The sequence below is a fragment of the Paenibacillus sp. FSL W8-0426 genome (assembly GCF_037969725.1).
GTDB classification, from domain to species: Bacteria; Bacillota; Bacilli; order Paenibacillales; family Paenibacillaceae; genus Paenibacillus; species Paenibacillus hubeiensis.
Genome location: NZ_CP150203.1, coordinates 2,761,254 through 2,781,376, shown reverse-complemented (window position 1 = coordinate 2,781,376; position 20,123 = coordinate 2,761,254). Strand labels below are relative to the sequence as shown.

The window sequence follows — 20,123 nt, the reverse complement described above, 5'->3', positions numbered from 1 at the left end:
AAAATTATAACGATCGGTCTATATAATTAAAACCGCTTCGCCCAGCGATGTCAATCCTTTAAAAAAAGAATATTCAAAATTTAAAATGAAAGGGCTTCCGCCGAAAAAAATTCCGGGAAAGCCCTTCGGAACGTGTTTCTACTATAAGAATGCAATCCGTTCATGATCTCTACACATCGTAATCAACAGCGGGATCACTTCGAATAATACAGAGCATCGTTTATTGGCTGCTGACGCCGTTCCATTCTTCACCGCACAGCTCACTATGGATCATTGCACCCGCCATAGATCCCTGCGCCGCGGCTGCAATGGCCTGATACATATCCGATGCGGCATCTCCAGCGCTGAATACGCCCGGCACCGTCGTTCTCGCTTGTTCATTAACCACCACCGACTCGGTTTCGGTCATCTCGCAGCCCAGCGTTCCCGGCAATTCCGATCCGGCAACCAAGGTCGGGGCAAAGAAAATGCCTCTGCACGGAATGAGTCGACCGTCTTTGAGAAGAACATGGTCAACGATTCCTTCGTTGGATTCAATCGCTTCAATCGGAGAATCCAGCACAGGAATGCCGTGGCGCTCCAAATCATGACGTTCTTCATCCGTCAGACCATCAGGACCATTGGTGCAAAGCGTAACCCGGCTTGTCCATCCCAAAAGCAGTTTGGCCATGTGCATCGCCTTGGCTCCGTCTGATATCAGGACAAGCGTCTGATCCCGGAGCTCCCATCCGTCGCAGAAAGGGCAAACGAAAGCACTCTTCCCATAAACCTCTTGCAATCCCTTTATGCCGAGCGGTTTATCCTTTTTGCCCACGGCAAACAGTATTTTTTTGCTGTGAATAACCGTGCCTGCGGCGGTCACTACTTCAAACATGCCATCCGCACCCGTAATGGAGGATGCAGTGTCCTCAATGAATTGCACCGATGGATACGCGGCGATTTGCTCCTTGGCCACGATACGGAACTCTGCAGGCGTTACCCCGTCGCGCGTCAAAAAACCGTGCGTCGCGTGAGTAATCCGGTTTCTGGCCTTCCCGTCGTCAATCACCGCAACATTTCTTCTTGCACGGCCCAGCACAAGCGCTGCATTTAACCCGGCAGGCCCTCCGCCGATGATAGCTACATCTATAACTTTGCTCACACATATCACCCTTTACAGATATTTAATATCTCTAATTTAGAACAAAAAATAAGTCGTTTTTGTTCTTTTTTCAAACGACTATAATGTCTATTAAAGATATTTTAAGTCTATAATAAACATAAAAGGCATGACTCGCAAGCTTTTTTTAGCCATCATTATCTATACCCTTTTATCGATATAAGTTGAACTATACATTTTACACGGTAACGGAAAGGGCAGAAAGAATCTGGAGAAGCGGAGCGTTCTAAAAGCTTTCTGAAAGAAAGCTGCATCGTAAGCATAGGCTTATCACCAGATTTCCTCCTTAACTAAAGGGATTCAAAAAATCCGGGGATAACAGCGATCGGAAGATATTTCTGACCTCGTAGTGGCTCCGTGTAAAAAACTTCGTTCAACTGATGGAGATAAGAATCACTTAACACAGAATTTCGTTTTTAACAATTAAAAAAAGTGTTGTTTTTAAATTGTTCACAATCAAATGACATTATTTTTAATACTAAAACGCAATTTCTTTCACATATTAAACATGATGTTATAATAAGTACCGAGATATATAAGTATGGATATAGGAAGTGAGTATTTGAAAACACTAAATAACGGGTCACAACCCAAAATCAGATTAGAGTATAGCTCGGTTCCAAAAGTCTTTTTCGATACGATCAAAGTCGGCATCATCAAATCCAACCTCATCGCCATGCTTGCCGGTTTGAGCCTTGCACTGTATGTGTTTAATGCCTCTTTCCTGGACAATATCGTACCGATCATTTTGTCGGTTATCGGTTCTTCCTTGATCATTGGCGCAGCCGGGGTATTCAACAACCTGTACGACCGCGACATCGATGCCATCATGGAGCGGACCAGAACACGGCCAACCGTTACCGGCCAAGTGGACACGAAATCCGGCCTGATTTTGGGGATAAGCATTACCATTATCGGCGGCATCCTGTTATACGTCGCTTCCCCGCTTGCGGCCGTTTTCGGGATTTTGGGACTTTTACTTTATGTTTTCCCTTACACGATGTGGACAAAACGTACTACGGTTTACAATACCGAGGTCGGCAGTCTTTCGGGTTCCGTCCCTCCTTTGATCGGTTGGGCTGCGATTTCTTCAGACCTGGGTCATTTTGAAATTTGGGCACTGGTCGTTACGATGCTGTTATGGCAAATGCCTCACTTCTACGGGATCGCCATTCGCAGATTCGATGAGTACAAAGCTGCGAACGTTCCCATGCTTCCGGTAGTCAAAGGGATTCGCCGGACGTATATTCAAACCAACGTTTACTTGGTCCTGCTCGTGCTGTCCAGCTTTTTGTTCTGGCCAATGAGCCCGTTCATCGCCATCTTTGCCTTTTTGGTCAGCCTGGTTTGGCTCATTCTCAGCGTGGCCACGTTTGATCGCAATGAGACGCAAAAATGGTCCAAAAACATGTTCATTTTCTCCATCAACCATATTACGCTCGTGTTCCTGGTGATCATTGCGTACTCGCTGATTGCCCTGCTTATCAAATAATCCAGGTTCATAACATATATAAGCCGTACAGATCAACTCCGCAACGAGTCGCCTGTACGGCTTTTTTGCATTTTAACGCTTATCCATCGAGTCCGTTATTCATAACTCCAAAAATCAGCCTGCTTTGACAGGCAGTTCCTCGCCCTGCCACAACAATTGCATTTCCGTGCTGGTCGCCAGCAAATGTTCCAATGTACCCTCGGCTTCGATCTGCCCATCCTTCATGACGATGATATGATCGGCCTTGGACAACGCGGCGCGCCGATGAGAAACGGCAATGCATGTCATGTCCGTTTCCTTGAACAGCCCCTCCCATACTTGCTGTTCCGTCTCCACGTCCAGCGCGCTGGACAAGTCGTCCACCACCAGCAGGTCTGCGCCCGTCATCAGCATGCGCGCCGTTGCCGCACGCTGGATCTGTCCTCCGGACAACATGACGCCTCTTGGACCCACGGACGTTTCCAACCCCTGATCCAGCTGCTGAATGTCCTGGTCCATGACGGCAAGCCGAATCGAATCAGCCAACGCTTCATCCGTGTTTCCGCGCTTGCCTTGGACGATGTTTTCTTTCAGCGTATCGCTGAACAAGCGAGGAACTTGAGGCGTATAGGCCGCTCTTGGCGGCATCAAAAATGTAGCGGGATCAATCTTCGCTCCATTCCAGGTGACCTCCCCATGCTGCATAGGCAGAAGTCCCAGCAGCGCTCGGACAAGGGTCGACTTTCCCGAGCCGATTCGTCCCGTCACGACGAGAAACTGTCCTTGTTTTAAACGGAAGGAGACGTTTTCGATGCCATTTGGCGAATTCGGATAGCGGTACGTCAACTTTTGCACTTCAAGCTCTTTCAACCGGTCTCCCGTTACACTTGAAACCTCTTCCAGTTCAGGCGGGTCTGTCTGCAAGTAAGTCTCCCTGAATTCCATAATGCGGTCTTCTTCCCCGGGCCGGAACAAGGTGCGCATGCGGTCAAAGGATACTTTCAGCCGTTTATGCTGGTAAACCATGTATCCAAACAGAGATATGCTGAATCCGATATTGCCGAGATAGGACGTAAACAGGGCAAAGTCGCCGACCGTGAAGTTTCCGGCTCTCATCTCCGCCGCACACATCAGCAGAATCAATCCCGTAGAAATGCTGAGCACATGCTGGTTCAGCGATCTCATCCACTGCTTGAACAAATTGTCACGCAATGCAGCTTGGCGGCGCTCCTCGTTCAATTGGTCAAATCTCGCCGCCACATGATCTTCGGCCTGCCCAAGCTTCAGCGCCTGGACTGCCCCAAAGCTTTCCGCAATGTAACTGGTGATCCGACCGGTCGCTTCCCGATTGCTTTGTGCATAACGGCGGGCACGATTGCCAGACAAATTGTTAAGCAATGTGACGACCAGCAGCGGAAGTACGGCAACCAGCGTAATTTTCCAGTTAATGCTCCACATGATCGCAATGGACACGACCGCGAACACAAGCCTGCCCCAGAAATCGACCCAGGACTCCACGTATTCGACCGATTCGTCCACGTCTTCTCGGAAACGGCTCATGGCCTCGCCGGGCGAAGCCGGAAGATTGCGGCCAGGCCAGCGCATGATGCCTGCCAGCATGTTGGTGCGCAGAATCGCCTGAATATGATACACATAGGTGATCCAGGCATAGAAAGCCACGAAAAAAGATCCTACTCTGACGATCCGGGTAAGCGCAATGAAAATAAGCGGAACGGCAAGCCACAGATAATCGTTCGATCCCGCCGTTGTGCGGTCGAAAAACCACTGCACGCCCAATCCGATCGCCAGCGGAAGCGAGTGAAAAACCGTCCACAACAAGCCATTGATGATAAATAGAAACGGCCTAAACCGAAATAATCGGGAAATAAATCCGGTAATGGTCATGCAAGTTCCTCCTCTCTTCCCGTCGCAAGCAAGCGGGCGTAATGGGATGACGGGCTGCCCGCAAGCTCTTCCCGCGGGCCAAATTCCAGCATTTTTCCGTCCCCCAGCACCATGATTTGATCCACCTGTTCCAGCGTCGCCAAACGATGGGCAATAATGACTCCCGTGCACCGTTTCATCAGTTCGTCGACGGCCGTTTGCAGCATGCTCTCCGTTGCCGCATCCAAGCGGGAAGACGGTTCATCCAAAATAACGAGACTGGGCTCGGTCAGGAAAACGCGAGTCAGCGCAAACAATTGCGCCTCCCCGGCAGACAGGGACGCACCTCCCGCAGACAAGTGGGTATCCAGGCCGTTCGGCTGTTCGTCGATCCAGCGACGAAGGCCCAGCCTGGCCGTCGTTTGCAGAATGCGTTCGTCCGACACTTCGCGATTAAACAACGTCAGATTGTCACGCAAGGTGCCGTCAAACAGCTGCACGTCCTGTGTAACCATCCCTACCCTTCTGTATAATGCAGGAAGCGTTAACTGCGTGATGTCTTTGCCCCCCACACGAATCGTTCCGCTATTGATGTTATACAATCGCAGCAGAACACGGCTGAGGCTGGACTTCCCGCTTCCCGTTCGTCCGATGATCCCAAGCCGTTCGCCTGGTTTCAGCTTGAAACTGATATTGCGCAGTACGGGTTTATCTTCATTGTAGCTGAAGCAGACTTGGTCGAATTCCAATCCCAGCGCGCCTTCAGGCAAGTCTTGTTCGCTTCCGTCCGTAATTTCACTGCGAAGCGACAACAGCTCGCTGGAACGAAGCATGCCGGATTTGGCCTTCTGGAATTCCTGCACCTGATCTCCCAACAGTTCAATGGGATCGTTCAGCATCTGCGTATACTGATAAATGAGGAACAAGGTCCCCAGGCTGATGGTGCCTTCCATAAAATCCCGAATTCCCAGCAGCAGCACGACCGTTACTGCAACGGCAAACAATACAACCGTGGTATTCCAAGGCACAACCCGCATCATCCAGGCCCGGCGCCCTTTCAGAAAAACCATTCGCATCAACCGATAAAAACGGTTCATGACGTACGGAACATGACCATTCGCCTGCACGTCCTCAATGCCTGCAATCCGTTCCTCAATCAGACCGAACAGAGACGCGCTCGCTTCCCGTTCGTTTTTGGAAGGATTGACACCAAGATTGCGGATCAGCACCATAAACAGCACGGATAACAGCGTAAATGCGGTCATAACAAGCGCAATCGGCACATTGACCGAAAACATGAATCCAAGAATGCCGCCCAGCAGCACAAAGCTGCCGATGACCTGCACGATAAACATCGCGAAGAAATTCGAGATATGCGTGACATCCCCATCCACCCGTTCAATCATCTCACCGGGTGTTTTGACATTGTGAAATCTCATATCCAGGCGCAGACAGTGTTTAAGCAGGTCTCCCCGCAGCTTGTTGGTCGCCCGCCACGAGACGTCATTCCCCATATAACTTACCGCTACCGTTATTAACTGGTTCGCCACCGCGACGACCAGAAACAACCCTGCTAGCTGTAACAACTGCCCGACCAGGCCTGCCTCGGCAGCAGTATCAATGAATCGCTGAATGATCTGGGGATTCAGCAGTTGAAGGCCCGTTGACGTCAGGAGCAGTACGAGCAGCAGCGCGAGCTTTCCTTTGACCGGCCTCAAATATTTCAGCAGCCAGAACATGGAGCTTTTTTCTTGTTTGGACACGTCGTTCCCCCCAATGCTTTAGCTTTGTCTGTGAAAAGGGTTCCCTTTGGATCACGTTTGAAAGCTATGACGTGTCTGACGCGATGGGTTTGAACAGCATTAAACGAGCAGCGTTGCTTTTGAATTTTGTCATGGTTTCATTACCGACCTTTCATTCATTTTAAATAAGTGCGGACTGGGGATATGCACGCGAAAAAGCTGTAGATGAATGTTCATCTACAGCTTCAGACCACAAGAAGACCTTGACTCGGCGAATGAAGTCTTAATTCCTGCATGCAATATGGATGAGCGTTCAAAGAACAGGTTGGCATAAACAGACTGTCCAAACGCCCAACTTGACGGGTGCATTCTCAGTTAAGTCATCATGTCCATGCCTATTCAGTTATCGTTATGGAATTCACTGGAGGCACCAACATGTTCATTAACCACCCTTCGCACTTATTTGTTTTTTAATTTTATGCGCTATCACGCAATCCGTCAAGAACATATTTCCTCGAATGTTAATTGTTTCAAAACCTGCATCTCCATCAACGCTCGCGTCCGACAATATAATCCAGTAAATGCTTAAGGAAAGGAACGGGTTTCGACATTTCGTCCAGTGCATCCGAGGCGCTGCAAAAATGTTCCCACATCTGTTTCTGCGCACCGTCCGAACCCAGGATGGATACGAAGGTGGAGTTGTTGTTTTTGGCATCCTGCCCAGACGGCTTGCCCAGCACGGATGATTCCCCTTCATGGTCGAGCAGGTCATCCTTGATTTGAAAAGCGATGCCTGCATGATAGGCAAATTTTTTCAAGCAGGCCATCTCCCGCTCATCTACCTTGGCCAAAATGGCAGGCATCACAAGCGCAGCTTCGAAGGCAAGGCCTGTCTTGTAAAACGAAATCATGTTCAGCTCTTCAAGGGTCAGCATCTTCCCTCGGGAGTTCAAATCCATCGCCTGCCCCATGCACATGTCTTCCGCCTTCTCGGCAGAGTAGCGAATCACCGAGAGCACGGCTTCCGGATCAAATCGTTCCAGCGACGACTGCTCTCCGATAGCGCGCTGAATGAGGTAAAGCCCGGTCAATTCCGCCGTAGCGCTGTTGTGTACCTGGTGGAGCGTCGAGCGTCCCCGGCGCACATCCGCATTGTCCTGACTGGGCAGATCATCAAAGATCAGGGAAGCAGTGTGCATGTACTCGAGCGATCTCAGCAGCGGGACAATCGCGGACGGGTTCATTCCGTATTCCCGCACACCCATCACCCACGTCAGGATCGGCCTGAGGCGTTTGCCGTCCCCCTGAAGGCTGTAGTTGGCGGCATCGATTAACGTCGCTTTCATCCCGGGTGTACCCGCAGGTTTCGTGATTTGCAGCTCCACATTGATTTGCTCGCGAACTTCGCGAATGGTTTGCTGGAACTCCGCTTTTTCCTGTTTGTCGGCTCGTAAATGAGCGACGACCTCGTCCCGGAGCAATTTGTCCAGAAAATCGACATCATTCGCTTTGCGCACCATATTCTGCACCAGACGATTCAGCTCTGGCTGTCCAGAAGCAAAAGTGTGCATCAGATTGTCGTATTCTTCTTGCCCCAAGCGTTCTTTGCAACGTTTCAGACCGTTCACGGCCCTGGCGAGAATGACCTCGCGCGTTTTGGGATCGGACTGGTACACTTCATGGATCAAATAGGCGATGACCGCCCAATATAATTCATAGGGATTAATAAGGTCCGGCCGCAGGTCGCGGTATTTCAAATAATACGTATAAGGCGTGACCGCTCCTGCCTGCATGTCCTCGTTCATATCAGCAAAATCGTCTGCCAACTGGTTATAAATCCCGTAATAGAACGTTCGCAGATCGAAGCCTTCATCAAGCGGCGAGCTTAACACCGAACGAACGATCAACCTGGAGGATGAAGACTTGATAATGATCGGAATATACAATTCTTCATTCGTATAATGCGCATTGGATAAGGTTTTGGCCCGGTCCGTCTCCTGGGATTGAAAGAAAACATAAGCCTGATCAAAAAACGTCTGCTGCATTTCGTTTTTTTGGTAATGACTTATATACTCAAACGCTTCGCGAAGCTCTGCATGAACATACCGGATCATGGAAACGTTCGTTCCTTTCCACTGCCCGATCTCGGGCACTTGGCCGGTTAACAACGCTTCACGGATCAACTCGGAATACTGGCGCTTCTCTTGCGCATTCAACGCTTGGGAATCCAAAAGATCGTCGATGAACGGATAGGTCAAACCGTAGGAGTAGCCGAGCCTGATCGCTGCATCAAACCGTTTCGCCCGCTCATCCGCAGGCGTCATTTCGTTCATTTCGTCATCGACGTGAAGGATCACGCCGAGAATGATTTTGAGCAGCTTCCGCTGCGCTTGTTCCGCATCAAGCTCCTTGGGGAGATTGGCGGCGACGCGTTTCAGCTTGTTCATGACCCAGATGACCGCCGGTTCCACCTTTTCTTTTTTTCCCCAGCGGTAGAATAGCGCCGGACTAACCAAACCGGGCTTCCGCCGGGTGTCATTGGTGCTCAGGAAGTATTTCTTTGTATCCTGTATGACACGGTCGATACGCTGCCTTGTATCGGGAGAATGAAGGGCTTTTCCCAAATCACGCATGAAAATATAGGAGATGCTGCGATCCAGATAAGAATCCAGTTTGCCAGCTGCGTCTAACCATTGAAGATATCTATGAACATCCTTGGAATCCGGTTTTCTTTGGTTGCGAACCAGCAAGGAGAGCCATGAAAAAGGTTGAACGTGATGCTTTTGCCAAATTTGAAAATCCTGGGCAAGTAAAGGGACATGCGAGCCGGCAGCCAGCTGCTCTTGCAGTGAAGCAAAATATCCGGCTGCCTTCTGTTCGGCTTGAACATAGGCTTGATTCGCGCGATCTTCATGTCTGAAACTCAATTGTACTGCTGCCAGTTCGTTATTCATCGGATGCATGACCTCAACTTCTCATAATGTTAAACATGTTATACGGCACTCGTTGCATTTGGTTACGAATTTGTCTTTCTATGTATATGTGCCGTTTCGGACAAAACAACAAAAAAAGGACAATATGCCCGACTGAACAGTGACAGCGGATATTGTCCTGACCTTATTCAATCCTGCTTGCTATTCCGGCTCTGCCCGTATTTCCCAACCTAACTCCCGCTCAATCCCTCTATGGCGCCTTGCAATTGGTTGATGTTGGAGATCAATTCAGGAATTCCGCTCTGCTCCCATTGTTCGACCGTAAATCCTTGCTCCGCAATGTTGTTCTCCCACTCGTTCACGACCGCCGTCAGCTGGTCATTGTAACTCACCAGGTTTTCGTGAATGCTTTCCCCGATGGCCGGCACCGAAAGCTGGGAGAACTCGCTCGCATGTGCCTGAATTTGATCGATTTTCTCCTGAATTTGCGCAGTCGTCTCCGGATTGTTCATCGCGCCTGATGCAAGCTCCTGCAGTTCTGCACCTGCGCTTGTGATTCCGTTTATATATTCGCTCGCTCCGCTGACGTAATTCAAACTTTCATTGGCTTGGTCTACCAGCGAACATGCCGACAAGATTAATGCACCCGTCAAAGCCAAACTTGCCAACATCACGGTATGCCTGCGTTTTGTTTTGTACATGTCACCCTCTCCTCACATCGTTGAAATTGGAATATTTCAAATTTATGATAGCCGCTCGGGCCCCCCTATTGCAAATGTGTCTGCATGCTTCCATATTTGCATGTATAATATAGGAATCACATGGTAAAGGGATGTCATTCATATGCTTCATACTCTAAATGCCCGTTTGAATCGTTTCATGCCTCTGATTACTCCGACTAGCATCATAATCGGCGTGTTATGCGGAAGCGTACTCTCGTCCTATACGTTTCTTTCCCCCTGGCTGTTCGCGTTCATGACGTTTGCAGGAAGCATCAGCCTCGGATTTCGTGATTTTCTGAATGTGCTCAAGAAGCCGTTTCCGCTATTCATTTGTTTGTTCATTCTGCACCTCCTCATGCCTTTGATCGCGCTCGGCATGGGTTATATGACCTTTCCAACCGATGCATATACCATCACGGGTCTGGTGCTTGCTGCAGTCATTCCGACCGGCGTGAGCAGTTTTATCTGGGTCAGCATTTACAAAGGTAACATCGCGTTGACACTGTCCATCATTTTGGTGGATACGGTGCTTGCACCATTTATCGTACCAGGCGTTCTGTCTTTGCTCGTCGGCGCAAGCGTTCAGTTGGATATATGGGCCATGATGAGCAGCCTCTTCTGGATGATCGTCGTTCCATCATTGCTTGGCATGCTGCTGAATGAGTGGACCAAGGGTAAAGTCGTGAAAACTTGGGGGCCGCGGCTCAATCCGTTCACCAAATTGTTTATGGCCGCCGTCGTTGCCATCAACGGTTCGGTCGTTGCCCCTTATCTGGCTAACTTGAACTGGAGGCTGGTTGGCCTCGCCGTAGTGATCATTACGCTCGCGGGACTCGGTTATGCGTTAAGCTATTTGATTGCCCGGCTGCTTGGCTGGAACGAAGCGGACCAGGTGGCGCTTGTATTTAACGGCGGCATGCGGAACATCAGTGCCGGAGCCGTGCTTGCCGTATCGTATTTTCCGCCGCCCGTTGCCGTTCCGGTGGTGCTGGGCATGGTTTTCCAGCAGATGCTTGCCTCCCTCACGGGATATTTGCTGAACCGGCGCTTTCAAATTTTGCAAAAAGCGGATAAAACGACCGCAGCGTAGAAAGGTTTTTATGAAAAAAACTTTATGAAAAAAAACAATATAAAAAGCCGACAACATGAATTGTCGGCTTTTTTGGCACAATACATATATACGTTATATGAACCGCACGAATCAATCACACAAGGCCACTCCGAGTGCAGTACCATCTTCCGATCGCTGTTATCCCCGGATTTTTTCGAATCCCCTTTTCTAAAGGGGAAAATCCGGTGATAAGCCTATGCTTCCGATGCAGCTTTCTTTCAGAAAGCTTTTAAGCGACCGCTTCGCTTCTTCAGATTGGTTCTGCCTCTCCGTTAACGTGTGTATGTTTTTTTACGGTCTATATAGCTTTTACTTTTACTCTGCAAACAGAATATACTTCGTGCAAGCTCGAATCACAAAATGACTACGGCGAAATATGACAAAACGTACCAGATGTACCCGAGATCATTACTTCGGCTGGATGTACCCTTCCGCCTTGAGCAGTTCTGCGATCAGAACCGCGCCGCCCGCCGCACCGCGCAGCGTATTGTGGGAAAGACCCACGAATTTGTAATCGTACAACGAATCTTCGCGCAAACGGCCTACCGAGATGCCCATACCGCGCTCGATGTCCCGATCCAGTTTCGTTTGCGGTCTGTTCTCTTCTTCGAAATACGTAATGAACTGCTTCGGCGCGCTCGGCAACTCCAATTGCTGCGGACGGCCTTGGAATTGCAGCCAACGTTCCAAAATTTCGTCTTTGGACGGTTTGTTCTCAAAGTTGACGAACACGGTAGCCAGATGGCCATCCGTTACAGGAACGCGAATGCACTGCGTCGTGATGAGAGGCGATGCCGCTTTGACGATTTGGCCGTTGTCGACGCTTCCCCAGATGCGAAGAGGCTCCTGCTCGCTTTTCTCTTCTTCCCCGCCGATGTACGGAATGACATTGTCCAGCATTTCCGGCCAGTCGGTGAAGTTTTTGCCTGCGCCCGAAATGGCTTGATATGTCGATGCCACGACTTGCGTCGGCTTGAAATCGCGGAGCGCATGCAGCGGCGGCACATAACTTTGAATGGAGCAGTTCGGTTTCACCGCGATGAAGCCTGTTTTGGTACCGAGACGTTTGCGCTGAGCTTCGATCACCTCAAGGTGCCCCGGATTAATTTCAGGGATGACCATCGGCACGTCTGCCGTCCAGCGATGCGCGGAGTTGTTCGACACCACCGGCGTTCCGGTTTTCGCATACGCTTCTTCCAGCGCTTGGATTTCGTCCTTTTTCATATCCACGGCACAGAAAATGAAGTCTACCTGGCTTGCAAATGCCTCAACCTGCGAAGCATCCTGTACAAGGATGCCTTTCACCTCTTCAGGAATCGGAGTCGCGAGTTTCCACCGTCCTTGCACGGATTCCTCATACGTTTTGCCTGCGGATTTGGCGCTTGCGGAAATCGCAGTCACCTGGAACCATGGATGTCCGTCCAGCAGCTCCACGAAGCGTTGACCCACCATGCCCGTTCCTCCGACAATACCCACTTTCAATCTTGCTGACATGAATCATCATTTCCTTTCGATGTAGGTTGAATGCTTGGTCTTATATAAGCCGAATTGGTAATACACACGACACCGCTCGATTGCAGTACCCAGGTATCGGTTCATTGCGACTAATATATTTGGTTTGTGTAATCAGTGCCGGGAAATCGCGTTTTCTTCCCTTATTAAACACTATTCAGGCCATTCCAAATCGTGTATGCACCATATGGAAAAACCAAAAAATCCCGTCCCCCAAGACAGAAGTCTCAGGGACGAGATATATACTCGTGGTACCACCCGGATTCGCCGATATGTCGCCATATCTGCCTCGTCGAGTAAGGGGATACGTGCAGCTTGCATTAAAGCCTCATCCTCTTCCTTACTCCAGCTCTGTAACAGGAGCTCCTGTCGCACCATCCCTTGCTTGCCGCCAGTTCCGATGCGCTGCTCTGAGTCTTTGTTCAATAAAAATTCTTTGCCCCTTTTCAGCCTGCCGGAGCTCTCTGTGAAAGAACGCTTTTATTTACTCGTCTCTTCATCGCATTTGATATTGCGACTATAATATCAAACCTTGGGGCGTGAAGTAAATACATTTTTAAAATTTTGCCGAATAAAGTTATTGGCAGCTGTCAAGAACAGGTCACCGCCTGCGTGGCGAGCTGCTGCAAATACGGCTTCAGCATCGGCTGCAAATCTCGGCGCATCAAGCCAATCTCCAGAATGGCCTGGATGTAGCCGAATTGGTCTCCAATATCATAACGACGCCCTTCGAGCTCCAGCGCGAGCAAGTCTCCATTGTAGCTGACTTTTTTTAACGCATCGGTTAATTGATATTCGCCGCCTGCACCCCGTTCAAGCTGATCCAGGATCGGAAAGATCGAAGGTTTCAAAATGTACCTGCCCATAACCGCCGTGCGCGAAGGCGCTTCGGCAATGGAAGGTTTTTCGACCAGATCGTTCACTTGATGCACGCGATCCGCGGCACCGTCCGATGCGATGATGCCGTATTTGCTCACGTCTTCCGCTCTCACTTCACCAACGCCGACAATCTGCTTGCCAGTCCGCTCGTACAGATGAATCATTTGGGCGAGCGCCGGCGGGTCGGATACCATTATATCGTCCCCAAGCAGGACGGCGAAAGGTTCATCGCCTACAAACTGCCGTGCACACCCGATGGCGTGTCCCAGCCCGAGCGGTTCCTTTTGACGAATAAAGTGAATGTCAGCCAACTCGCTGATCGCCTTCACCTCTTCGAGCAGGGCCTTTTTTCCCTTCGCAAACAAGGAATATTCCAGCTCGACCGACTTGTCGAAATGATCCTCGATCGATTTTTTGTTGCGTCCGGTTACAATGATGATGCTTTCGATGCCTGCCTGCACCGCTTCTTCTACAATATACTGAATCGCGGGTTTATCCACGATGGGCAGCATCTCCTTGGGCTGCGCCTTCGTTGCCGGAAGGAAGCGGGTGCCCAGACCCGCCGCCGGAATAACTGCTTTTTTAATGTGCATATGTCAGGCCCTCCTTTCATGGGTATCGGGTGTTCTGCGAGCGTTCTTTTCGGCCCCTGTACCAAACACCCAATACCGACTCGCCATGTAATTGAAAAGCATGCCCGCAACCGTCGTTGCCGCTTTGCTGGTCCACAGGTTCCAGCCAAGAACGCTGTTCAGCAAGTACAGCAGGAACGTCGAGCCCGCAAGCACCAGCACATTGATGATGATAAAACGAACCAGCTCCGATCCGCCTCCGCGCCGATCGGCATCCCGAAAAGTCCAGCGGCCGTTCCACCAATAACTGTTCAACACTCCGCATCCATAAGATACGGCTTGAGCGGCCAGTGCCGGCACGCCAGCCGCCGTCAATATCAGGAATACCGCCGCATCCACGACCGTATTCATCAATCCCACCACGCCAAACTTCAGGATCGTAGCCAGGCGCTTAATCATGTCGCACAGCTCTGCTCGTCAAACGAACAGGCCCGGACTGGCTCTCCACCGGATAGACGTCTCTCACGATATAGAGCGGGCGTGCTTTCGTTTCATCATAGATCCTCCCGACATATTCCCCGAGAATACCCAGCATAAGCAGCGTAAACCCGTTAAACATCAGCATAATGCTCACAATGGACGGCCAGCCTTTGATCGTTGAATCCGTGAAAATGGCCGAAACGAACACCGACAGCATGTAGATGAATCCTGCCGCAGACAAAATTGCACCAACATAACCGGCCAGCTTGAGCGGTTTGTGCGAAAAAGAGGTGATTCCGTCCAGACTCAGCTTCAGCATGCGTTTTAACGGGTACTTCGTTTCACCGGCCAACCGCTCGTCGCGCTCGTATTCAATGGCCGTCTGGCGAAAACCGACCCAGCTGACCAAACCGCGCACGAAGCGGTTTTTCTCGGGCAAGCGTTTCATCTCGTCGACCACTTTGCGATCCATAAGACGGAAATCTCCGGTATCGACGGGAATATCCGTATCGGTAGAAGCGCGAAGCACGCGATAGAACAGGCTGGCGGACCACTTTTTGAAGCGGGTTTCCCCACTTCGGCTCGTCCGTTTGGCATATACGACCTCGTAGCCTTCTCTCCATTTGGAAATCATGTCCAAAATGAGCTCCGGCGGATCCTGCAGGTCGGCGTCGATGATGACCACCGCATCGCCTGCGGCATAATCCATGCCCGCCGTGATCGCAATCTGATGCCCGAAATTGCGGGCAAAATCAATCAGCTTGACGCTGTCGTCCCAGCGTGCATAATCACGAATCATTTGCGCGCATTGATCGACGCTGCCATCGTTGACAAATAACAATTCATAGCTTTCTCCCGTGTCGCCCATCACTTTTTTCAGGCGCCGATAGGTCTCGCCTATGACTGCTTCTTCGTTATACATCGGGATAATAATGCTGTAACGGCAAGTTTGAGCCATGTCCGCTCCCTCCTTTGTAATGGTTCTGTCATTGCACCTCATATAGGGTCGTCTGTCCGCCAAAACCCGAATCTCCACCTTCCGCGTTCGAAGTCCACTCCGAAGCCGGAACCTCGGTTCCATGTTCCTTGATCCAGTTCGTGATTTCCGAATTGCCGCCGCGGCCGCCCATGCCGCCGACCATGAAATATTTCACCTGTCCGCTCTCCACGAGTTGTTCCAGCTTCTCCGTGGTATATACCGGATCCGAACCGGAGAAACCGCCCAACGTAATGACCGCTTCATTCTCGTCAATGATGTACGGTGCAGCCTGATTGTAGTCGGTCGTTGCAAACAAATAAGTTTCTCCGGTGTTATGTTCCCTGAGATAGTTCAACGTCGTTTCGTCCACCTGTTCGTTCCGGTTACCCGGCCCTCCGCTGCCTCTCATGGAAGAACTGTTCCGATCTTCAGCACCGTTGCTCATGCCTGAAGCATCCGCAGAGGAATCGCCTGTCGGAACGGAAGCATCCTCATTATTGCCGCCCATGGAAAGCTGCCATCCGTTCATGTTGCCTCCTCCGTTTGGAGGTGCCATGCCAGTGTTTCGGCCGCCCATACCTCCGCCGCCGAACATGCCGTTCGAACCTGTCGGTCCTGCAGCCGGAATCATGCTGTTGCCGCCATACGTAATCGGCGTGAACGCCCAGTAGACAGGACCGATCAGCATCACCATGAACCCGGCAATCGCCAGCGGCTGCTTCAGCGAATGCGCACGCTGCAGCATCACGACCAGAACTAGCGAGATCAGGACGCCAGCCGCCAGCTCGCCGATGGACCAGCCTGCGCCAATGGTGTCATTGTATGCCTGCATGATGTACCAGCCGAATACCGTCGTCAGCAGCACGGACAACGGCAGCAGCCACGCCATCCATCCTTGGCGTTCGCGATACGCCTTCCACATGGCTACGAATCCGGCACCTGTAAGAGCCGCAACGGGCGGCGCCAGCATAATCAGGTAATATTGGTGGAAGAAGCCGGCGACGCTGAAAAATGCAGCTGCCGGGAACAACCAAGCTAACCAGAACAGCGTCTGTTTATGCTGCTCTGTGACATTCCTGCGCCGAATTCCGGCCAGAAGCACAACCGCTCCAAGTAAGGCTGCAGGGAGCAGCCAGCTGGCCTGTCCGGACAATTCGGTCTGGAAGAGCCGCAGCGGCCCTTTCTGACCTGTGCCAAACATGCCGCCCATGCCTCCGCCGCCGTTAAAACCGGCGAAATCCATGCCCGTCGGCATTTCGAATCCATTTGGCATCTGTCCTTGCGGGAACCCGGTGCCGTTCATGCCATTGCTCCGGCCGTCGCCATCCCCGCCCGCATTCGAAGCATCATCGGGTGTGCCCGGCGATATTTCCATGCCGGAACGGTCTGCTCTGCCAGCGCCACCGTTAGTTTCCTGCGCCGCAGTCTCCCCCGATCTGTCGCCGCGCTCATTTCCGGCTCCCATTGCATTGGACATTCCGCGATTGCCCGTATTTTGCTGCCCTGTAAGCCGCGAAAGGCCGTTATAACCAAAGGCCAGTTCCAGCACGGAATTCGTTTCGCTGCTGCCGATATACGGACGTTCGTCTGCCGGAATCGAATCCACGGTCACCGCCCAAGATAGCGAAACGGCTGCCAGCACGGCCGTGCCGCCCACCAAGGCCAACAGCTTTTTTCTCCACGGGGCGCCGAATGCCAATAGGTAAAACAGATAAAATGCAGGCAAAATCATGTATGCTTGCAGCATTTTCATGTTGAAGGCCAGTCCGATCAGCCCAAACGCAGCGAGAAGCCGCCAAATGCTGCCCTTGCCCGCACCTTTGAACAGGAACCATGATCCGAGCAGCAAAGTAAATACCAGCATGCTGTCGATATTGTTGGTCCGGCTGACGGCCGCCACCACAGGCACCGTTGCCATCGCCATCGCCGAGATGCGGGCTGCTGCAAGTCCAAATGTTGGTTTGACCATGAAATAAATCAGAAGCACCGAGCCGATGCCCGCCAACGCCTGCGGCAAAATGACGCTCCAACCGTGCAATCCGAATACATAAGCAAATGCCGTCTGAATCCAGAAGACCACCGGAGGTTTGTCCACGGTAACCGATCCGGCGGAATCCAGCGAAGCAAAGAAAAAATTGTGGAAATTTCGCAGCATGCTTCCTACGGCCGTAGTGTAATAGGAATTGGCGTATTGATCGTTCCAGATGCCGTATCCGTTCAATATGGCCGCCAGCAGCAGGATCGGCACCAGAACCGGATCGATCCTTCGTTTCGCTTGATTCAAAAAGCATCACTCCTCCAAGTTCTTCATGCTCATATTGTTGCACGCCAAAATAAAATCAGGATGAGCGCCCGCTGAATGTTAACTGAGGATCAATGGTTGATCTTTCAGCTAATTTTCAGGTTGGAGCGCAATAATAGATCATAATTCTGCCTATTGGGCATGCATAACACAGGAGGACTATCCACGAATGAAGCTGAATACTGCTGTGAAAATATTGCTGGCTGACGATGAGCCGCATATCCTGCAATTTCTGGAGCTGGGTTTGAGCAATGAAGGCTTCGACGTACGCACCGCTCCCGATGGCGCCACGGCGCTTGAAGTCGCATCCGAATTCCAGCCGCATATGGTCATTCTTGATGTAATGATGCCTGAAATGGACGGTTTTGAGGTCGTGGAACGACTGCGCAGCGCAGGGCATCCGGTCGGGGTCATTATGCTTACTGCCAGGGATGAAGTGGAACACCGGGTCAGAGGGTTATGGCTCGGTGCCGATGACTACATGATCAAACCGTTTGCTTTCGACGAGCTGCTCGCACGAATTCAGGCCAGACTTCGCAACCAGTTTCCGCTCTTAATGGGAGCCGTCACGTACGGCCCGTTCCGCATCGATGATCTGCGGAAGGAGTTTACCTATCAGGGACAAGTCCTGGAGCTATCGCCAACCGAATACGAACTGCTCAAATTCATCGTGCACAACCACGGCATTGTACTAAGTAAAGCCACCATACTAAGCAGGGTATGGGGATATGATTTTGGCGGGGAAGAAAATATCGTCGAAGTGTACATTCGTTCGCTGCGGGACAAGCTTGGCGATAAGGAACATCGGTTAATTCGCACGCTGCGCGGCGTCGGATACCGGGTGGACTTATAACATGATGAAGCGTATGCTTACCCATGAATTGAAGTGGATGGATCGGCTGCGGCAATGGTCCGGTCTTCGCTCCCTTCGCTCCCAACTTCTGGCCCGCTCCCTGATCATTCTGGCCGTGCTGCTGCTCCTGATCGGCATTGTTCAGTTTTGGATCATGGAAAGTTTCCTCTACCGCAGCCAGGCCAAAACGATGGAGCAGCAGCTGCGATCCATGCCCCCCGTCTGGCTGGGCATATCTTCCCGGAACGAGACGTTCCGAGCATTCCCTTCCGGCCAGGGCAGTCCCGATGACAGGGGCAATGGAGGCCGTTTCCTGTTCATTCCCGATCGCTCGCTCGCGATCATTGAAGGATCAGGCCAATTTCAGGACGTATTCGGTTCGGACGGGCTGGCCGCTCCACGGCTGCAGGAATCGGACTATTCCGCCATTCTGGATCAATTGAACGACCAACAGCACGTCACCTACCGCATCGTTACAGATGCATCCGGCAAGGAACAGCTGATCGTCTTTTCCACGCCGGGACCACGCAACCACGGCTTTCCGCTCGTGCAAATGGGGACCGAAACGAAGCCTTTCAAGGATTTGATCCTGAAACAGCTGATGATTTTTATCGCGCTTTCGCTGCTGGCTTTGGTTGCCGGTCTTGCTTTATACGCCAAAGCGATGCGCAGAACGCTGGTTCCGCTGTCCAACATGGTCGATACGGTGCAGCGCATCGATGCAGGCAGTCTGGCCGAGCGTGTGCCTGCCGTGCAGGGACAGCGGGAAATTGATCAGCTTGCCCAGTCGTTCAATGGCATGCTGGAACGGCTGGAACGCTCATTTGAAGCCGAACGTGCTTCCAAAGAACGCATGCAGCGTTTTTTGTCGGATGCTTCCCACGAACTGCGCACGCCGCTCACGTCCATCCACGGTTTCATCGAAGTGCTGCAGCGGGGTGCAGCCAATAATGAAGAACAGCTGCATCTCGCGCTGAACAGCATGCACGGCGAATCGGTGCGCATTAACAAACTTGTGGAAGACCTGCTGATGCTCACCAAACTGGATCAGGCTCCCCGGCTTGAACATGCCGATGTCCGACTTGACGGTCTGCTCCGGGACATGGAGCCGCAGCTTCTGATCATGGCCGGCGAACGCACCGTGCATTTTGATCTGACCGCCGACCTGCATGTGTCCGCCGATCCCCACAAGCTGAAGCAAGTGGTGCTCAACCTGTTCCAGAATGCTGTTCAGCATACGGACCCGACGTCCGGTCGAATTGCCCTGAACCTGTATGCCGTAGAAGGGTATGCGGAGCTGAGCATCGCAGATAACGGAATCGGGATTGATCAGGAGCATCTTCCCCATATTTTCGAACGATTCTACCGCACCAGCTCTTCGCGCTCCCGTAAACAGGGCGGTGCCGGGCTAGGGCTTGCCATCACGGGTTCGATCGTCGAGATGCACGGCGGCAGCATCATGGTAACCAGTAAACCGGGATCGGGGACTGCGTTCAAGGTACTGCTGCCGCTGATGAGGTAGAT

The 20,123-nt window shown here is 51.5% G+C and carries 14 protein-coding genes and 1 other annotated feature; of the genes, 4 read left to right on the top strand and 10 right to left on the bottom strand.

Annotated features, from left to right (window positions below):
• Nucleotides 1-220: 220 nt before the first annotated feature.
• Nucleotides 221-1,141, bottom strand: a complete 921-nt coding sequence (locus MKY59_RS12770) for an NAD(P)/FAD-dependent oxidoreductase (RefSeq protein WP_236416783.1) — start codon at nt 1,139-1,141, stop codon at nt 221-223.
• A 580-nt stretch (nt 1,142-1,721) separates the two neighbouring features.
• Between MKY59_RS12770 and cyoE the strand changes: the two genes are divergently transcribed.
• Nucleotides 1,722-2,651 (top strand): heme o synthase, encoded by a 930-nt coding sequence (gene cyoE, locus MKY59_RS12765; RefSeq protein ID WP_236416782.1) that lies wholly within the window; start codon nt 1,722-1,724, stop codon nt 2,649-2,651.
• A 114-nt stretch (nt 2,652-2,765) separates the two neighbouring features.
• Here cyoE and MKY59_RS12760 read toward each other — a convergent pair whose 3' ends face one another.
• The 4 genes from MKY59_RS12760 to MKY59_RS12745 all read right to left on the bottom strand — a co-directional run bounded on the left by MKY59_RS12760 (nt 2,766) and on the right by MKY59_RS12745 (nt 9,890).
• On the bottom strand, nt 2,766-4,535 hold the full coding sequence (locus tag MKY59_RS12760) for an ABC transporter ATP-binding protein (protein WP_339277902.1): 1,770 nt from the start codon (nt 4,533-4,535) through the stop codon (nt 2,766-2,768).
• Nucleotides 4,532-6,277: an ABC transporter ATP-binding protein gene (locus MKY59_RS12755; RefSeq protein ID WP_236416780.1), complete on the bottom strand. Its 1,746-nt coding sequence runs from the start codon at nt 6,275-6,277 to the stop codon at nt 4,532-4,534. Before MKY59_RS12755 ends, MKY59_RS12760 begins: the two co-directional genes overlap by 4 nt.
• A 527-nt stretch (nt 6,278-6,804) precedes the next feature.
• The gene (locus MKY59_RS12750; RefSeq protein ID WP_339277901.1) at nt 6,805-9,219 is read right to left on the bottom strand and encodes a polyprenyl synthetase family protein; all 2,415 of its coding nucleotides are present in this window, start codon (nt 9,217-9,219) and stop codon (nt 6,805-6,807) included.
• Between the two features lie 200 nt (nt 9,220-9,419).
• On the bottom strand, nt 9,420-9,890 hold the full coding sequence (locus tag MKY59_RS12745; RefSeq protein WP_339277900.1) for a DUF6376 family protein: 471 nt from the start codon (nt 9,888-9,890) through the stop codon (nt 9,420-9,422).
• Nucleotides 9,891-10,032: 142 nt separating this feature from the next.
• Here MKY59_RS12745 and MKY59_RS12740 point away from each other — a divergent pair, with 142 nt between their 5' ends.
• Nucleotides 10,033-11,001 carry a bile acid:sodium symporter family protein gene (locus tag MKY59_RS12740; protein WP_339277899.1) on the top strand — a complete coding sequence of 323 codons (969 nt, stop codon included), beginning with the start codon at nt 10,033-10,035 and terminating at the stop codon, nt 10,999-11,001.
• Nucleotides 11,002-11,430: 429 nt separating this feature from the next.
• Here the strand turns inward: MKY59_RS12740 and asd are convergent, their stop codons facing one another.
• The 5 genes from asd to MKY59_RS12715 form a co-directional block, all read right to left on the bottom strand.
• Complete coding sequence (asd, locus tag MKY59_RS12735) at nt 11,431-12,516, bottom strand: aspartate-semialdehyde dehydrogenase (RefSeq protein ID WP_236416776.1); 1,086 nt, start codon at nt 12,514-12,516, stop codon at nt 11,431-11,433.
• 244 nt (nt 12,517-12,760) lie between these two features.
• Nucleotides 12,761-13,043, bottom strand: a binding site (T-box leader).
• A gap of 81 nt (nt 13,044-13,124) precedes the next feature.
• Nucleotides 13,125-14,006 carry a UTP--glucose-1-phosphate uridylyltransferase GalU gene (galU, locus tag MKY59_RS12730; protein WP_236416775.1) on the bottom strand — a complete coding sequence of 294 codons (882 nt, stop codon included), beginning with the start codon at nt 14,004-14,006 and terminating at the stop codon, nt 13,125-13,127.
• A 3-nt stretch (nt 14,007-14,009) separates the two neighbouring features.
• Nucleotides 14,010-14,444, bottom strand: coding sequence for a GtrA family protein (locus MKY59_RS12725; protein WP_339277898.1), 435 nt, complete (start codon nt 14,442-14,444; stop codon nt 14,010-14,012).
• Nucleotides 14,437-15,423 carry a glycosyltransferase family 2 protein gene (locus MKY59_RS12720; RefSeq protein WP_236416773.1) on the bottom strand — a complete coding sequence of 329 codons (987 nt, stop codon included), beginning with the start codon at nt 15,421-15,423 and terminating at the stop codon, nt 14,437-14,439. The genes MKY59_RS12725 and MKY59_RS12720 overlap by 8 nt, the downstream gene beginning before the upstream one ends.
• A gap of 28 nt (nt 15,424-15,451) precedes the next feature.
• Entirely contained in the window at nt 15,452-17,728 is a 2,277-nt protein-coding gene (locus tag MKY59_RS12715) for a glycosyltransferase family 39 protein (protein WP_339277897.1), read from the bottom strand.
• 187 nt (nt 17,729-17,915) lie between these two features.
• Between MKY59_RS12715 and MKY59_RS12710 the strand changes: the two genes are divergently transcribed.
• Together MKY59_RS12710 and MKY59_RS12705 are read left to right on the top strand one after the other, a co-directional pair.
• A complete protein-coding gene (locus tag MKY59_RS12710) occupies nt 17,916-18,599 on the top strand; it encodes a response regulator transcription factor (RefSeq protein ID WP_339277896.1) in 684 nt (227 codons plus the stop codon).
• Between the two features lie 4 nt (nt 18,600-18,603).
• A complete protein-coding gene (locus tag MKY59_RS12705) occupies nt 18,604-20,121 on the top strand; it encodes an ATP-binding protein (protein WP_339278381.1) in 1,518 nt (505 codons plus the stop codon).
• Nucleotides 20,122-20,123: the final 2 nt, after the last annotated feature.

What these genes read in the sequence shown, in the direction of transcription:
- MKY59_RS12760 (WP_339277902.1), bottom strand. Translation starts at nt 4,535, where the DNA reads ATGACCATTACCGGATTTATTTCCCGATTATTTCGGTTTAGGCCGTTT.
- MKY59_RS12750 (WP_339277901.1), bottom strand. Translation starts at nt 9,219, where the DNA reads ATGCATCCGATGAATAACGAACTGGCAGCAGTACAATTGAGTTTCAGA.
- MKY59_RS12745 (WP_339277900.1), bottom strand. Translation starts at nt 9,890, where the DNA reads ATGTACAAAACAAAACGCAGGCATACCGTGATGTTGGCAAGTTTGGCT.
- MKY59_RS12740 (WP_339277899.1), top strand. Translation starts at nt 10,033, where the DNA reads ATGCTTCATACTCTAAATGCCCGTTTGAATCGTTTCATGCCTCTGATT.
- asd (WP_236416776.1), bottom strand. Translation starts at nt 12,516, where the DNA reads ATGTCAGCAAGATTGAAAGTGGGTATTGTCGGAGGAACGGGCATGGTG.
- galU (WP_236416775.1), bottom strand. Translation starts at nt 14,006, where the DNA reads ATGCACATTAAAAAAGCAGTTATTCCGGCGGCGGGTCTGGGCACCCGC.
- MKY59_RS12725 (WP_339277898.1), bottom strand. Translation starts at nt 14,444, where the DNA reads ATGATTAAGCGCCTGGCTACGATCCTGAAGTTTGGCGTGGTGGGATTG.
- MKY59_RS12720 (WP_236416773.1), bottom strand. Translation starts at nt 15,423, where the DNA reads ATGGCTCAAACTTGCCGTTACAGCATTATTATCCCGATGTATAACGAA.
- MKY59_RS12710 (WP_339277896.1), top strand. Translation starts at nt 17,916, where the DNA reads ATGAAGCTGAATACTGCTGTGAAAATATTGCTGGCTGACGATGAGCCG.
- MKY59_RS12705 (WP_339278381.1), top strand. Translation starts at nt 18,604, where the DNA reads ATGAAGCGTATGCTTACCCATGAATTGAAGTGGATGGATCGGCTGCGG.